This window comes from Acinetobacter sp. GW821-FHT01E09 (assembly GCF_059422385.1).
The window spans coordinates 2,932,412-2,946,506 of the sequence record NZ_JBWKWU010000001.1 but is presented as its reverse complement, the minus strand read 5'-3'; the positions used below and the strand labels follow the sequence as shown (position 1 = coordinate 2,946,506).

18 protein-coding genes are annotated in these 14,095 nt (G+C 38.6%); 5 read left to right on the top strand and 13 right to left on the bottom strand.

Annotated features, from left to right (window positions below; all coding sequences use genetic code 11):
* Positions 1-41: 41 nt before the first annotated feature.
* Positions 42-1,457, top strand: a complete 1,416-nt coding sequence (gene glnA, locus AC07U8_RS13495) for a type I glutamate--ammonia ligase (protein ID WP_016539490.1) — start codon at positions 42-44, stop codon at positions 1,455-1,457.
* A gap of 216 nt (positions 1,458-1,673) precedes the next feature.
* Here glnA and AC07U8_RS13490 read toward each other — a convergent pair whose 3' ends face one another.
* From AC07U8_RS13490 to AC07U8_RS13470, 5 genes are all read right to left on the bottom strand, one after another.
* Positions 1,674-2,081, bottom strand: a complete 408-nt coding sequence (locus AC07U8_RS13490) for a DUF3106 domain-containing protein (RefSeq protein ID WP_004724554.1) — start codon at positions 2,079-2,081, stop codon at positions 1,674-1,676.
* Positions 2,071-2,397, bottom strand: coding sequence for a hypothetical protein (locus AC07U8_RS13485; protein WP_494738048.1), 327 nt, complete (start codon positions 2,395-2,397; stop codon positions 2,071-2,073). The genes AC07U8_RS13490 and AC07U8_RS13485 overlap by 11 nt, the downstream gene beginning before the upstream one ends.
* On the bottom strand, positions 2,390-3,004 hold the full coding sequence (locus AC07U8_RS13480) for an RNA polymerase sigma factor (RefSeq protein WP_035371023.1): 615 nt from the start codon (positions 3,002-3,004) through the stop codon (positions 2,390-2,392). The genes AC07U8_RS13485 and AC07U8_RS13480 overlap by 8 nt, the downstream gene beginning before the upstream one ends.
* 155 nt (positions 3,005-3,159) lie before the next feature.
* Positions 3,160-3,936 carry a TrmH family RNA methyltransferase gene (locus AC07U8_RS13475; RefSeq protein ID WP_004724547.1) on the bottom strand — a complete coding sequence of 259 codons (777 nt, stop codon included), beginning with the start codon at positions 3,934-3,936 and terminating at the stop codon, positions 3,160-3,162.
* Between the two features lie 110 nt (positions 3,937-4,046).
* Positions 4,047-5,021, bottom strand: coding sequence for a class 1 fructose-bisphosphatase (locus AC07U8_RS13470; protein ID WP_494738047.1), 975 nt, complete (start codon positions 5,019-5,021; stop codon positions 4,047-4,049).
* A 175-nt stretch (positions 5,022-5,196) separates the two neighbouring features.
* Between AC07U8_RS13470 and AC07U8_RS13465 the strand changes: the two genes are divergently transcribed.
* Positions 5,197-5,382 carry an NF038105 family protein gene (locus AC07U8_RS13465; protein ID WP_004724542.1) on the top strand — a complete coding sequence of 62 codons (186 nt, stop codon included), beginning with the start codon at positions 5,197-5,199 and terminating at the stop codon, positions 5,380-5,382.
* Positions 5,383-5,461: 79 nt separating this feature from the next.
* On the top strand, positions 5,462-6,064 hold the full coding sequence (locus AC07U8_RS13460; protein ID WP_494738046.1) for an SMI1/KNR4 family protein: 603 nt from the start codon (positions 5,462-5,464) through the stop codon (positions 6,062-6,064).
* A gap of 159 nt (positions 6,065-6,223) precedes the next feature.
* Here the strand turns inward: AC07U8_RS13460 and pal are convergent, their stop codons facing one another.
* The 8 genes from pal to AC07U8_RS13420 all read right to left on the bottom strand — a co-directional run bounded on the left by pal (position 6,224) and on the right by AC07U8_RS13420 (position 12,608).
* A complete protein-coding gene (gene pal, locus AC07U8_RS13455) occupies positions 6,224-6,793 on the bottom strand; it encodes a peptidoglycan-associated lipoprotein Pal (protein WP_494738045.1) in 570 nt (189 codons plus the stop codon).
* Between the two features lie 51 nt (positions 6,794-6,844).
* Complete coding sequence (tolB, locus tag AC07U8_RS13450; RefSeq protein WP_004724537.1) at positions 6,845-8,128, bottom strand: Tol-Pal system beta propeller repeat protein TolB; 1,284 nt, start codon at positions 8,126-8,128, stop codon at positions 6,845-6,847.
* A 275-nt stretch (positions 8,129-8,403) separates the two neighbouring features.
* Positions 8,404-8,850, bottom strand: coding sequence for a hypothetical protein (locus AC07U8_RS13445; protein WP_494738044.1), 447 nt, complete (start codon positions 8,848-8,850; stop codon positions 8,404-8,406).
* Positions 8,851-8,917: 67 nt separating this feature from the next.
* The gene (gene tolA / locus AC07U8_RS13440; protein ID WP_494738043.1) at positions 8,918-10,330 is read right to left on the bottom strand and encodes a cell envelope integrity protein TolA; all 1,413 of its coding nucleotides are present in this window, start codon (positions 10,328-10,330) and stop codon (positions 8,918-8,920) included.
* A gap of 3 nt (positions 10,331-10,333) precedes the next feature.
* Entirely contained in the window at positions 10,334-10,783 is a 450-nt protein-coding gene (gene tolR, locus AC07U8_RS13435) for a protein TolR (RefSeq protein ID WP_004724530.1), read from the bottom strand.
* Entirely contained in the window at positions 10,783-11,481 is a 699-nt protein-coding gene (gene tolQ, locus AC07U8_RS13430; protein WP_004724528.1) for a protein TolQ, read from the bottom strand. Before tolQ ends, tolR begins: the two co-directional genes overlap by 1 nt.
* Before the next feature lie 24 nt (positions 11,482-11,505).
* Positions 11,506-11,913, bottom strand: a complete 408-nt coding sequence (gene ybgC, locus AC07U8_RS13425; RefSeq protein WP_004724526.1) for a tol-pal system-associated acyl-CoA thioesterase — start codon at positions 11,911-11,913, stop codon at positions 11,506-11,508.
* A 524-nt stretch (positions 11,914-12,437) separates the two neighbouring features.
* A complete protein-coding gene (locus tag AC07U8_RS13420; protein WP_494738042.1) occupies positions 12,438-12,608 on the bottom strand; it encodes a hypothetical protein in 171 nt (56 codons plus the stop codon).
* Positions 12,609-12,665: 57 nt separating this feature from the next.
* Here AC07U8_RS13420 and AC07U8_RS13415 point away from each other — a divergent pair, with 57 nt between their 5' ends.
* Together AC07U8_RS13415 and AC07U8_RS13410 are read left to right on the top strand one after the other, a co-directional pair.
* Positions 12,666-12,977, top strand: coding sequence for a hypothetical protein (locus AC07U8_RS13415; RefSeq protein ID WP_494738041.1), 312 nt, complete (start codon positions 12,666-12,668; stop codon positions 12,975-12,977).
* Positions 12,978-13,066: 89 nt separating this feature from the next.
* Positions 13,067-14,095, top strand: coding sequence for a hypothetical protein (locus tag AC07U8_RS13410; protein ID WP_494738040.1), 1,029 nt, complete (start codon positions 13,067-13,069; stop codon positions 14,093-14,095).

Here is a 14,095-nt window from a genome sequence, read left to right as displayed (position 1 = left end):
ACACGCACTTCACAAGTGCAACAAAAATTCATTGGAGCAAAATGAGCATGGCGAACAAGGTCCTTCAACTCATACAAGAAAGTGGCGCAAAATGGGTCGATTTTCGCTTTACTGATACTAAGGGTAAAGAGCAGCACGTAAGCTACCCATCAGACACTATCGATGAAGATACTTTTGAAGATGGTAAAATGTTTGATGGTTCTTCAATTGCTGGTTGGAAAGGCATTGAAGCATCTGACATGATTTTACGTCCAGATCCTGAAACTGCTTTCCTTGACCCGTTCTTTGCTGAAGCAACCATCGTCGTTACTTGTGATGTTATTGAACCATCTACTGGTCAAGGTTATGACCGTGATCCACGTTCGATTGCTCGTCGTGCGGAAGAATACCTAAAATCAACAGGTATTGGTGATACTGCATTCTTTGGTCCAGAACCAGAGTTCTTCGTTTTTGACGAAGTTAAATGGGACATCGATATGTCTGGCGCTCGCCATACATTAATCGCTGAAGAAGCTGCTTGGTCTACAGGTAAAGACTACGAAGCAGGTAACTCTGGTCACCGTCCTCGTGTTAAAGGTGGTTATTTCCCAGTTCCTCCAGTAGATTCTTCACAAGATATGCGTGCTGAAATGTGTGCACGTATCGAAGACATCATGGGCCCTGGTCGTGTAGAAGTGCACCATCACGAAGTTGCATCTTGCCAATTAGAAATTGGTGTAAGCTTCAATACGATGGTTCGTAAAGCTGACGAAGTTCAACAGTTCAAATATGCTGTATGGAACGTTGCGCATCAGTATGCGAAAACAGCGACGTTTATGCCTAAGCCTATGGTTGGTGATAACGGTTCAGGTATGCACGTTCATATGTCTATCTCTAAAGATGGCAAGAACTTGTTTGCTGGTGATGAATACGCTGGTCTTTCAGAAATGGCGCTTTATTTCATCGGTGGTATTATCAAGCATGCGCGTGCATTGAATGCGATCACAAACCCTTCTACTAACTCGTATAAGCGTTTGGTTCCTCACTTCGAAGCGCCAATTATGCTTGCTTATTCTGCACGTAACCGTTCAGCTTCGATTCGTATTCCATACGTTTCTAGCCCTAAAGGCAAACGTATTGAAGCGCGTTTCCCAGATCCAATGATGAACCCATACTTAGGTTTTGCTGCATTATTGATGGCTGGTCTTGATGGTATTCAAAACAAGATCCACCCAGGTGAAGCAGCTGATAAAAACTTATATGATCTTCCTCCTGAAGAAGAAGCTAAAATCCCAACAGTTGCGCATAGCCTAGATATGGCGCTTGAAGCACTTGAAGCGGATCATGAATTCCTTCTTAAAGGCGGTGTATTCACAAAAGAAATGTTGGATGCATACATCGAGCTTAAAACTGAAGATGTACGTCGTTTAAATACAACGACTCACCCAGTTGAATTTGATATGTACTATAGCTTGTAATTCGTTTTCGAATTTAAGTGATGAAAAACCTGCCTTGTGCAGGTTTTTTTATGCATGAAAATTAGAAATTCAATATTTAAATTTTAAAATTATGAGAGGGGGAGAATTGTCAGTAATGGTGTGTTTGGATTTTGACGATGTTGAGTTTGAAGATGCTGAGTTTAATGATAAAAAGCCAGTTAAATAACTGGCAATGAATGAAATTTAAAAATATGCTTAGTGTGAACCCGTGATATTCTGTTGATATTTCACCATATATTGTTCACGAATTTCATTACGCTCATCAGATGTTGACGCTTTTTGCATTTTTTTACGCATTTCGTTGCGTTCAGCGGTGCTCATTTGCTGCCAGACTTCACGCATTTTTTGCTTTTCTTGTTCAGGAAGCTGAGTAAACCAATCCATGCGTTGTTGCAGTGCTGCACTTTGATCAGTCGGAATTTCTTTTAAATTTTGATAGCGCTTAATCAGTGCCTTTTGCTCATCCTCAGAAAGGGCATCCCATGTTTCATTGACTTGACTGTTCGCATCTTTAGAAAAAATCCAAAAACGTTCAAATCCAGCAAAACTTGTTTGTAGAAAACCAATAGCACAAAATGCCAAAGCTAATTTTCTAGCTGCCATGAGAATTTTTATCCTCACCAAATACCGATAACATGTCTAAATCTTCCATCATTTGAGGTGAAAGTTTAGGGCTAATCACCACTTGTTGCGGGGGTTGTGATTCTGGTGATATATCAAAAGCATTGGGAATCACAACAAAACCAGTAATTGCCGCTGCAAGTGCAAAACCAGTCATTTTCCAGTGACCAAAACGTGAGGTTTGTTTATCTTGGATATGATCAAGCACATTGTTCATCACCACTGCTTTATTGCGGTGATGACGTGCAGCTTCATCCAGTTTTGCCGTCACTTGTTTGGTGAAATCATCATTATTCATGTGATGAACCTCCATACGGATTTAAATGTGAGAGCGAAGTTCTTAGTCCTTGAATAGCTCTGTGATAATGAGTTTTTACACTACCTTCTGTACAGTTCATAATAGATGCAGTGGTTTGAGTATCAAATCCTTCCCAAGCACGTAACATAAATGCTTGTTGCTGGCGTACAGGGAGGCGGCTAATGGCTTCTTGAATTTCCTCAACGGTGACATCTTGATCTAGAAATTGAAGTGGATTAGGTGTGGATTCATCCACAATTTCCATAGCTTCTTCATCATCAGAATCTAAATCAATTTTTCGAAATAACGAAAATGGAGAAGCGCGTCGTGCTTCTTTGCGTCGCCAATCTTGTAATTTGTTATTTAAAATTGTATAGAACAGTGGATACCATTCTTCAGTGGATTTATCAGCATAAGATTTATGTAAGGAAATAAATGCTTCCTGTACCAAATCCATCGCAATCCCATTGTGACCTTGGGTCGCATTTTCCATCATCACTAGGGCACGACCCGTCACGTCCTGCATGAAAAAACGCAGGCGCTGCTCACTCGTACTCGTTTGAGCACTTGCTGTTTCAGACTGTGACTTCTTTGGTGCTAAGTCCATAGAGATGGAAAATCCCGTCATGGGTACCCACCATTATTTTAAATTCATATCTCTATAACGTTAAAAAAATGGTTTGGGTTGACATGTAAATCAATTATTTTTTTCAGTTTAAATGATTTTTTCCAATAACGGGCAATATTTAAAATAAATTAACCTTATAGTCGTTGTCTAACCATTTCAAAGAAACAAATCGAGCCAGCGACTGCAACATTGAGGGATTCTTGACCACCAGGTTGCGGGATAGATACCGCTTCTGCGCGTTTAAGGGCGAAATCTGAAACACCTTGACCTTCGTTACCTAAAATCCAAACACACTGTTTGCGCAGGTTTTTAGTGTAAAGGCTTTCTGCCTGATGCGAACTGGTCACATACACAGGAATTTTAAATTGCTTGAGCAGGTCTTCAAGGATCACGTTTTCATATGTGTGTAATGAAAAATGCGCACCCATACCGGCACGTAATACTCGTGGTGACCATAACGATGCAGAACCTTTGGTACAGACAATTTGTTCAATACCCGCAGCGGCCGCTGATCTGAGTAATGTACCTACATTGCCTGGATCTTGGACATTTTCAAGAATTAAAGTGTCTTCAGTAAAATTCAGTGCCTGAGTTGAACTTGGTAAATCTACAATGGCTAGACATGCAAGGCTGGTTCCAAGGGTACTTAAATCTTTGTATAAAGATTCACCGACCACAAACACGATACCTTGATATTGGTCAAGGATACTGCCTAAATCTTCATGATCTAAGGCATGTTCAGTGGTGAAAATTGAATTGATTTTTCGACCTTTTTCTAACCATGCAAGCGTAAGGTGCGTTCCCTCAAGTACAGTTTGTCCTTGTTTTTTACGATAAGTGTTTTGTTCAATTAAACCTCTGAGGTGTTTAATTTTGGGATTGTCTTTTGATTCAAGGAAAATTGTAGGCATGGGAGAGTACGTCCAAAAAATTAAGTAGGGTCTGTGATCATTCTATAAAGAAATTGCAACAGACCCTAGCTGGCGTTACTCCCTAAATAGAGAGTAAAAAAAGAGAAGAATTAGTTGTGGTAGCTGGTCACAAGCTCAACTTCATTCTTAGAACCAATGATAACAGGAACACGTTGATGTAACTCAGTCGGTTGAATCTCTAAAATACGTGTACGACCTGTAGTCGATGCGCCGCCAGCTTGTTCCATTAACATACTCATTGGGTTGGCTTCATACATTAAACGTAGACGACCTGCTTTTTTAGGATCTTTGGTATCGTATGGATATAAGAAAATACCGCTACGACATAAAATACGATGAATATCACCTACCATACACGCCACCCAACGCATATTAAAATCTTTTTCACGTATAGATGTTTTACCTGCTTGTAGTTCTTCGATATAACGTTTTACAGGCGCTTCCCAATGACGTTGGTTTGATGAGTTAATCGCAAACTCTTTGGTATCCGCAGCAACTTGAATATTTTCAGAAGTGAGCAAGAATTGCTTTTCTTCAGGGTCGTAAGTGAAGAATACAACACCTGCACCAACGGTCAAAGCCATCATTGTCGATGGGCCATAAAGTACATAACCTGCTGAAACTTGTTGAATCCCTGCTTGCATGAAGTCTTCAGCTTGCGTTACAGCATTTTGCGCAGGAAGGATAGAGAAAATTGTTCCTACACACATGTTAATGTCAATATTGCTTGAACCATCTAATGGATCAAATAAAACCAAATATTTACCATTGTCTTGAGCTGGGGTAAATTCATCTAATTCTTCAGATGCGAGTCCACCTACATTTGGATTGGCTTTTAAAGCATCAATCAAATAGTCATTTGAAATCACATCAAGTTTTTTTTGCTCTTCACCTTGTACATTTTCATGTTGTGCACTCCCCAAGACACCAGCTAAAGCACCTTTCTGTAAAGCCTGATCGATGATTTTACAGGTATTGGCAATTGTTTCAATTACATTGGCAAGTTCAGGTGTTAAGTTCCCTTGTTGTTGTTCTAAATATTGGGATAGGGTGCGATATGACATATCAGAGGTGCTCCAAAAGCGATAAATTTTTACAAACCAAATAATGGAGGCTATTTTAGATGAGTTCAGCACAAAATAGAAATTATCCTGTGTTATTTGTCGTGAAATTACCCTTGAAAGTATTTTAGAAAGTGTTATGTTGAATATACGTACAATAGCGTATAGGAGCACTGACATGACAACGACAAAGTTTGAAGCGACTCCGACTCCAAATGAAAGCATTGATTTAAAAGATATTAGTGCTGAAAAAGTGAAAGAAGCATGGAAGAATTACGAAGCTAAGCCTGAATTCAAGGAATTCAATAAGCATGACATGATTGAATCTATGCAAAGCCCCAAGCCAGATGAGTCAAAGGCTTAATCAATAAAAAGCGTTCATTACTATATGAGCGCTTTTTTCTATTCATATATTTTATATTAACCCCGAACAATAACGCTTCATGATAGAAATTGATCACAAAACAGACATTATCATTCCGTTTAATAAAATTGGTGAACCGGAGTGGGATGTTAAAACTCGCCTAATTTTAGAATCTCTAGCTGATTTAAATGATGATGAGATTGCACCTGCAATTGATGATGAGCAAATTTTAAAACTTGAACAGCGTTTAAATTGTCGCTTACCTGAATCTTTAAAGATCTTCTATCAACATTTTGGGATTGCTGATATTGGTGAACAATTGCAGCAATTTGATGATATTGGCTACTTAAAAGATATTTGGGCTAATGCACCGCAATATGCACCTGAATTTAGTCAAGCCGATTTAGCAGTTTTACCTCATCTGATTACATTTAGTGATTATCTTGGTAATGGCAATATTTGCTTTCATGACATCAGCAAAGAAATCTATTACTTTGATCATGACGACACGCCTTATTTAAGTAAAATATTGGAATGTGTGGATGACTATATTAAAGGTTGTCTGATTTTAGTACAGTCTGAGTTTTTTGCTGAAGCGCATCCAGATGAAGTGGATGAATGGGTAGAGGACAGGTTTATTGCGTTATTTAATGAGCAAATACTCAAGAAATGGCGTTATTAATATAAATTATCTTAAATATGGCAAGTGGTTTTATATTTTAATGTATAAAATCAATGTTTTATATTAAAATAAAGGCGCTGAACAAGAAGAACTTATAATAAAAATGCCCAATTGAATTGGGCATTTTTTATGGTCTATTTTAATAATGCAACTTTGGCCTTATTTTAAAAGAGGAGGAACGGCTTCGTAGTTGATTTCAACACGGCGGTTTTCTTTCCAAGCCGCTTCATCATGACCAGCATTGATCGGCATTTCTTTACCATAGCTTACTGCTTCTAATTGGTTTACTTTAACACCATTGGTGATCAGGTAGCTTTCAACAGCTTTAGCACGACGCTCACCTAAAGCCATGTTGTACTCACGCGTACCACGTTCATCTGTATGACCTGTTAATGCCACTTTAGAGTTGGCATTGGCAATCAAGAACTGTGCATGTGCTTGTAGTGTTTGGTAGTCATCATTGGAAAGATCACTACTGTCATAATCAAAATGTACCACACGTTTTGCTAAAAATGCTTTATTGGCTTCAGTCACGCCTTTAGATGAAGCACCATTTAAATTTTGTGCATTTAAAGCAGCATCTTCACTTAAACCACTGGTATTTACTGTCGTCGCACTATTTGGATTGGTTCCTGATTCTACAGTGGCAGCAGGTTTACGGCTTGCACAACCTGTCATCACCAAGCTTGCTGCTAATAAGGGTAAAGCTAGATATTGAATTGACTTCATGTTGATCTCCGGTATTTCAATTTTAAATAAGTGATTTACATCTTGATTAAATTATTTAGGGGCCCAAGCAGGTTCACGTACTTCACCTTGTTCGCTTGGTAAGTTCATGCGGAAGCGACCATCTGTAGACATGATTGCCAATAAGCCACGATTACCCTCACGTGTTGCATAAACCACCATTTGCCCATTTGGAGAAAAGCTTGGTGATTCATCCAAACTTGTTGGTGTCAAAATATTGGTGATACCCGTAGAAATTTCCTGAATGGCAACTTTGTAGTTACTACCAGAAGGGCGGTGTACCAATGCCACATATTTACCATCGGCACTTAATGTACCACGTGCATTAAATGCACCACGGAAAGTTAAACGCTTGGTCGAGCCATCATCAAAACTATAACGGTAAATTTGTGCTGATCCACCACGGTCAGATGTGAAAATAAATGATTTTCCATCTGGAGCATAACGTGCTTCTGTGTCAATTGCGCTATCGTTGGTCATGCGCTTCACTTGGCGTGAATCTAAATCCATTTGATAAACTTCAGGATTTCCATGCATCGATGCAGTAAACAGCATTGATTTACCATCAGGAGAGAAACTTGGTGCACCATTTAAACCGCGAAATGCAGCGAGTTTTTCTCGTGCACCTGTGGCTAAGTCTTGGATATAAATAGCAGGGCGCTTGGTTTCAAATGAAACATAAGCAATTTTTTTCGCATCTGGCGTCCAAGCAGGCGAGAGAATAGGGTCTCTTGAACTTAATACCGTTTTAGGTTGCTCACCATCAGTATCTGCAATTTGTAAGGTATAACGAGTCTCTGGTGTTGCAGGGTTACGTAACACATAAGCAATACGTCCTGTGAAGTCACCTTGAATCCCTGTAAGCGCTTGATAAATTGCGTCACTGATCATATGTGCCGCAGAACGCACACGTGATGCTGGAATCGAGAGCAATTCATTTAATAGGAATTTCTGCTTTTCAACATCATAGAGTTGGTAATGTACTGCCAATGAACCATCTGCATTGGTTTTAGAGTCACCTAAAACCACATAAGGAACCCCAGCCGCTTTCCATGCTTCTGCATTTATATTGTTTATGTTTGCAGTGGCAGGAAGATTTTTTGATGAACTGGTAAAGCGCCCAGAGCGATTTAAATCTTGTTCAACAATAGGGTAGATAGATTGATCATTACTAAATGGAATGATGGCAATTTTAGGTGCAGATTCAGGTGCTTTGGCAATTTCTAATTGCAATTGTGCATATGATGTGGTGATCAATGCTGGACTAAAGGCAACAATAATTGCGAATCCTAATAGATGTTTAGGCATGATTTTCATTGGACTTCATGTACTCAAATATCAATTTTTAACTATGCTTAGCTTTGTAGCACAAAGACATGATTTTAATCTATATAAAGCATGTAATTGTGAACAAAAGATTATCATTGAACAGATTTACTAAAAAATTAAATTCAAATTTATTACACCAATGAATTTCGGCTTGATCTTTGGGTATTTTAAATGGCGCAGCTTTAAAAATTACTTTTTATAGATTTGACAACAATGTCATTGTTGCTGCCATTAAAATATATTATCTCGTGTTGAATAGAGACTTATTCAGCACGGAATTTGATGCGAATCACTTTTAATAATTGATTGAGCGATGACTGTTTAGACATTTCAAAAGGTGCTGTTTGCTGAATCGCCGTTTTGATTGCGTTTGAAAACGTTTCGCTGTCCTGTTCTGTGATTAAAATATCTTTTACATTCCCGCTGTCATCTAAGTAAATAATAACATCAGCATTTTCTTGGATGATTGTTAAATTTCTCAACTTTTTAACAATCCGATTGACTCTAGCGGTATTTATACGCTGAGCCATATGACTTTGTTGAAGTAATGCTTCCGTTGTTGGTACAGACGGTTTTTTTTCGTATGACGCAGAAGGTGAGTGTTGTTGCGTATTTACTTCAAGTATTTTTTCTTGCTCGATATTTTTTGCAAATAATAATGCAGTTGGAAAAAATAATGAAATTGTTACAAATATAGGTTTAACTCGCATTTGATTTTTCCGAGTGATTGTTCTTGCATTAAATTACACCCTGCCAAGACAGGGTGTAATTTTAAAATTATTTCACTGTAAAATTTGCACTAAAACTTCGTGCTTCGCGTCTGGCATCTGGATCAGACGGCATTGGGAAAGGTGCAGCATTGCGAACTGCTTGTTCCACACTTGCTTTTACATCTGGGTCTGATGCATTGACAATGATCGAGGCCACAGAACCGCTATCCGTTAGTGTAACACGAGCTGTTGCCTTTTGACCTGTTGAGCCAGCTGGCATACGCCAAGCATTCCGAACTTTACTTTCGAAGTCCTTTTTCGCAGAAGATGCAACTTTTCTCGCTTCTGCCTTTTTATTTGCAGCAGCTTCTTTGGCTTTTTCAGCAGCAGAGGCTTTTTCTTCATCTAATTCGCGTGCTAGATCAGCTTTACGTTTTGCGTCCGCATCCGCTTTGGCTTTTGCAGCAGCATCTGCTTTGGCTTTTGCAGCAGCATCTGCTTTGGCTTTTGCAGCGGCATCTGCTTTAGCTTTTGCAGCGGCATCCGCTTTGGCTTTTGCATTAGCATCTGCCTTGGCTTTTTCAGCAGCATCTGCTTTAGCTTTAGCTTTTGCATTAGCATCTGCTTTAGCCTTTGCAGCAGCATCTGCCTTGGCTTTTGCATTAGCATCTGCTTTAGCTTTTGCATTAGCATCCGCTCTGGCTTTTTCAGCAGCTTCTGCCTTAGCTTTTGCAGCAGCTTCTGCCTTGGCTTTTGCAGCAGCATCGGCTTTTGCAGCAGCATCGGCTTTGGCTTGTTGGGCCTTATCTGCGGCTTCTTTTCTGACTTTTTCAGCAGCTTCTGCTTTGCTTTTTGCTTCGGCATTGAGTCTTGCAAGTCTAGCTTTTTCAGCAGCATCTGCTTTGGCTTTTTGAAGCGCCTCTTGCTTGGCCTTAGCTGCTGCATCTGCTTTAGATCTTGCTTCAGCTTCTGCCTTAGCTTTCTCAGCAGCATTTTTAGCCTGCTTTACTTTTTCAGCTGCCTCTTGTTTGGCTTTTTCCGCAGCATCTGCTTTAGCTTGAGAAAGTTTTAAGGCTTTTTCGTGTGCTGCTTTAGCCGCTGCCATAGCCAATTGCTGTTCTAATGCGGCTGCCTTGGCCTGTTCGGCAGCTTTTTGTGCATCTATCGCCTTGGTATCTGGTGTGTTATTTGCTTCAGTTGGAATTTCTGGTGCAGTTTGATCGGGTTCCGCTGTTTGCTGAGTATTTTCTGCAACCTTGCTATCTGCCGTTTCAGTGGCATCAGTTTCTACTAAAGGCTTGGGTTCAGGCGGTGGTAAATCTTCAGGCTTAATTAAAACGGTTTTAATTTGCTTGGGTGGCTCAGGTGGTTGACTTAAACCGAGAAAAAGTAAGCCAGTAATCGCCACCACATGAATACCTAGGGTAAATCCAAGTGCAATCGCTTTTTCTTTAGATTGTGGCTTTTGAATATTTTTCATAACTTACTTTACAGACTCTGTCAGTAAACCCACTTGGCTTAAACCAGCATCTTGTAGTGTAGACATGAGTTTCATGACTTCACCATAAGGGCGTGATTCACTACCATTGATCAAGACACTCAATTGCTTGTTATTTGCTTGTGCCTGTTGCTGGTTTTCTGTAAGTACTGTTTTTAACTCATCTAAAGTTAAAACCTCATTTTTATGGTTTTTGTCTTCAAGTTTAATCGTACCATCTGCTTCTAAAGTCACGATGGCTGGTCGGTCTTCAGATTGAATCGGATTATTGTTTGCTTGAGGTAAATCAACTTTAACACCCGTGGTAATCATGGGTGCTGTCACCATAAAAATAACCAATAAAACCAACATGACGTCGATATAGGGAACGACATTCATATCACTTTTTAAAGGTTTTTTGACGCGTTCAAAACGTCCAGAACGTTGGATTGTCATTATTCATCTTCCTGTGTAGTTCCCACAGACTGACGTTGTAATAGCGCCACCATTTCTTCTGCAAATAATGCACGATCTGAATAAATTTCTTCGCCTTTTGCAGTGTAATGGTTAAATGCTAGTACCGCTGGTATTGCAGCAAATAAACCAATCGCAGTTGCAATCAATGCTTCAGCAATACCTGGTGCAACAGTGGCTAAGGTAACTTGTTCAACCTGAGCTAAGCCAATGAATGCACTCATAATGCCCCAAACAGTACCAAATAAACCAATATAAGGTGCGACAGAACCGATACTGGCGAGAGAGCTTAAGCCTTGCTCTAAACGGCCTTGGTCACGACTGAGTCCTACACGCAAGATACGTTCAGTACCTTCAATCATCGATGCAGTTTCAGCATGACGTTTTTTAAGTTTTAAAAACTCACTTAAACCTTGATAGAAAATATCTTCTAAACCGCTTCGCTTAGAATTAAGCTGAGCATTGTTATATAAGGTATTGAGTTCAGCACCAGACCAGAAGATTTTTTGGAAATGCTCATCGCCTTGATGTGCTTTCTTATAGCCCATATGCAACTTGGCAATCAAATACCAACTAAAAACGGATGCGAGTACTAAGATTAGCATCACCAATTGAACCACAGGGCTCGCTTGTAAAATTAAATCAGAGATGTGTAAAGAAGATTCTAGTTGTGTTGCCATAGTTACATGTGCCAAAAGTATTTTTTATTCGTGAGCTAATTCTCGAAGAATTAAATCACGGATTTCGTCAGGAATTCTACGAGGTTTCATATCTGTACTTAAACATGCCAATTCCACCTCGCCAGAAGCAAGCATGATTTCACCACGATATATATTCTGTTGCAACACAAATGACGAAGCTTTACATGAAACTACACTTGCTGTAACAGTAATAAGATCGTCCATGAGTATAGGGCGAGAATATTTCAATGCAATTTTATGCACGACAAAATTGTAATCTTTTTGATGCCAATAGTGGTCAATACCGGATGCACGTAGCCATTCTGTCCGTGCACGTTCCATAAAGCGGATATGATTGGCATGGTATACGATACCGCCTGCATCTGTATCTTCGATATATACACGGATTTGGAATTCGAATTTATTACTCATGTTGCTATGCATTCCTGTGTTGTTTATTGCATATCTATCAATTGCTTACCAGTATTTACTTGCGCTGATTCAATTTCAAATCATTCAGTTGAAAAAACAAGAGCTTTATCTTGCTGATCTGATTGCTTGATTGAATTTTACAATATTTATAAGGAAACCTATCAACTACGCCAAAAGCATCTATGAGATGTTTTGAGAGAAACGGAAATCTACATGAACAGCAGACTGTTGCTTGAACAGTACGTGTATATAAGCTTTAGAGGCTATATTGTAGAAAAGTAAATTGATTTGCCCCACTTATAAATTTGCACAAGAGTTTAACCCTGACTTTGGCGCGAATTTTAGCACAAGGCATGCTTTCTCAAATGGCACAAGATTACAATCCGAATGAGGAGAGAAGGGCTAACGGCGATTAGATGGGGGATTAGGTAAATGAAGAGGTATTACTAAATACCGAGCAGTAGCAAAAGCAACTGCTGCAAAAAGATTGATTGAAGCATGGGGCTCTGAGTGAGGGCTGTCACTTAGAAGCCCCAGTTTTTATGTGATGTAAACATTTTTGTTATTTCTAACATTCCAAAAACAACAACGACTGCTTCAACACCAGTTGTTTGATGTGTCTCATTTACTAAGATCGCATATATAGCTAAAAATAATGCAATTGCATATATTGAAAAATCTATTAAATTTGTCATTTTAGCCATCATTTATTAATATAAATTAACAATATCATACAAATTCTAAGAGAAAAAATGAAATTTAAAATTCTATTACTTTTATTGTTAAGCTCTTCTGTTTTCGCAAATGAAGCTGATGAATGCAAAATTGTTGAAGAGACAGCCGACATGATTATTCAAATGCGCCAAGGAGGGATTGATTTAAAGAAAGTATTTGATGATACAAAGGATGGGTTAATGGAACATCAAGCTCAGTTATTAGAGGACATGATTGCTGATGCGCTATCTAAGCCCGTGTATGTAACAATGCTAGGACAGCAGAAGGTCATAGATGAGTTTGTCACTGGCTGGAAAAAATCGTGCTTAAAATCAAATAACAGTAAATAACTCATCCCAACTAAAATAATTTTGAGTAAATTTACCTAAGTTCATTTCATCATTTTCATGTTGTTTTTGAGCATGATTATGTTAATGTTTTGAAAACAATTATTAATATTTCTTATAACTTCACAAAGAGAAAAATATACATGTTTAGAAAAATAGTAATTTTCCTAGCTTCCTTATTATTTTTATTGAATTCAGCATTGGTTAATGCTGTAACAATTAATGGATGGAATCTATTAAATCCAACTGCTGTTGGAGGATCCATCTTATATGATGCGACAAAAGGCCCAGTTATGTCGTCAGTTTTAATTACTCCAAACGCATCGCAAGTTGCTAAAGTTTTACGTGGAGGTATTGCAGGCATAGCACTTAGTTATGCCGTAAAGCAGTTATTGGGTGCTGTAGATTGGGTGTTAGATCCAGCAAATAATGAGATTGTTTATAAAGACAAAGAAAATGTTTCGGGTGTTTTTAAAATAGGCTATATGGAAGGTAAAACTTTCAAAGGTTCATTAAATGAAGCTTGTTTGATAGCTGTTCAAGAATACATACCAACTACAAAAGTTAAAAAAATAGAATTCGAACCTAAATATAATTCTTATCGTTGTTATTATCAAATTACGCCTTCTAGTCTTTATGCAGTTCTTTATGTTGTTTCTACACAAGAGGTAAAACGTAAACTTCCACTTATAATCGCTGCCCAACAAGTCATTGAAAATGCAGAAAGTGATAATCTTGATGCACAGTTTACTGTTTTAGCAGCAGCAACAAATATTTTGTCTGAAGCTGAACAAGAAGATGCGAAAGCTAAACCAATTGCAGATGAGTTGGATAACAATTCTAAATGTCCAAGCGGTATTGTTAGAAATGGTAGTTGCTGGGTTTGTGATAAATCTCTATTTATGCCATACACTTGCGCCACAAGAGATGCTAAAAATGCTACAAGAGGGAAAAGCTGTAAGAATGTAACAGATACAACTGTGAAAGCAGCCAATGCGACTCTTTTTAGAAATTTAATCAATGCAAGAGTTCAAGAAAATGCTTGTTGGTCACCTCCTGAATCAAACCATGCTATTGCTTTGACTGATGCGCAAAATGCCTTGAGTCTATGTGAAAATTAA

Bases quoted from the DNA above. Each gene is read 5' to 3' on its own strand.
- AC07U8_RS13470 (WP_494738047.1), bottom strand. From the start codon at position 5,021: ATGTCATATCGCACCCTATCCCAATATTTAGAACAACAACAAGGGAAC.
- tolA (WP_494738043.1), bottom strand. From the start codon at position 10,330: ATGAAAAATATTCAAAAGCCACAATCTAAAGAAAAAGCGATTGCACTT.
- AC07U8_RS13485 (WP_494738048.1), bottom strand. From the start codon at position 2,397: ATGAATAATGATGATTTCACCAAACAAGTGACGGCAAAACTGGATGAA.
- AC07U8_RS13490 (WP_004724554.1), bottom strand. From the start codon at position 2,081: ATGGCAGCTAGAAAATTAGCTTTGGCATTTTGTGCTATTGGTTTTCTA.
- AC07U8_RS13475 (WP_004724547.1), bottom strand. From the start codon at position 3,936: ATGCCTACAATTTTCCTTGAATCAAAAGACAATCCCAAAATTAAACAC.
- AC07U8_RS13465 (WP_004724542.1), top strand. From the start codon at position 5,197: ATGACAACGACAAAGTTTGAAGCGACTCCGACTCCAAATGAAAGCATT.
- AC07U8_RS13420 (WP_494738042.1), bottom strand. From the start codon at position 12,608: ATGACAAATTTAATAGATTTTTCAATATATGCAATTGCATTATTTTTA.
- tolR (WP_004724530.1), bottom strand. From the start codon at position 10,783: ATGACAATCCAACGTTCTGGACGTTTTGAACGCGTCAAAAAACCTTTA.
- AC07U8_RS13415 (WP_494738041.1), top strand. From the start codon at position 12,666: ATGAAATTTAAAATTCTATTACTTTTATTGTTAAGCTCTTCTGTTTTC.
- tolB (WP_004724537.1), bottom strand. From the start codon at position 8,128: ATGAAAATCATGCCTAAACATCTATTAGGATTCGCAATTATTGTTGCC.
- AC07U8_RS13445 (WP_494738044.1), bottom strand. From the start codon at position 8,850: ATGCGAGTTAAACCTATATTTGTAACAATTTCATTATTTTTTCCAACT.
- pal (WP_494738045.1), bottom strand. From the start codon at position 6,793: ATGAAGTCAATTCAATATCTAGCTTTACCCTTATTAGCAGCAAGCTTG.
- AC07U8_RS13480 (WP_035371023.1), bottom strand. From the start codon at position 3,004: ATGGACTTAGCACCAAAGAAGTCACAGTCTGAAACAGCAAGTGCTCAA.
- glnA (WP_016539490.1), top strand. From the start codon at position 42: ATGAGCATGGCGAACAAGGTCCTTCAACTCATACAAGAAAGTGGCGCA.
- tolQ (WP_004724528.1), bottom strand. From the start codon at position 11,481: ATGGCAACACAACTAGAATCTTCTTTACACATCTCTGATTTAATTTTA.
- ybgC (WP_004724526.1), bottom strand. From the start codon at position 11,913: ATGAGTAATAAATTCGAATTCCAAATCCGTGTATATATCGAAGATACA.
- AC07U8_RS13460 (WP_494738046.1), top strand. From the start codon at position 5,462: ATGATAGAAATTGATCACAAAACAGACATTATCATTCCGTTTAATAAA.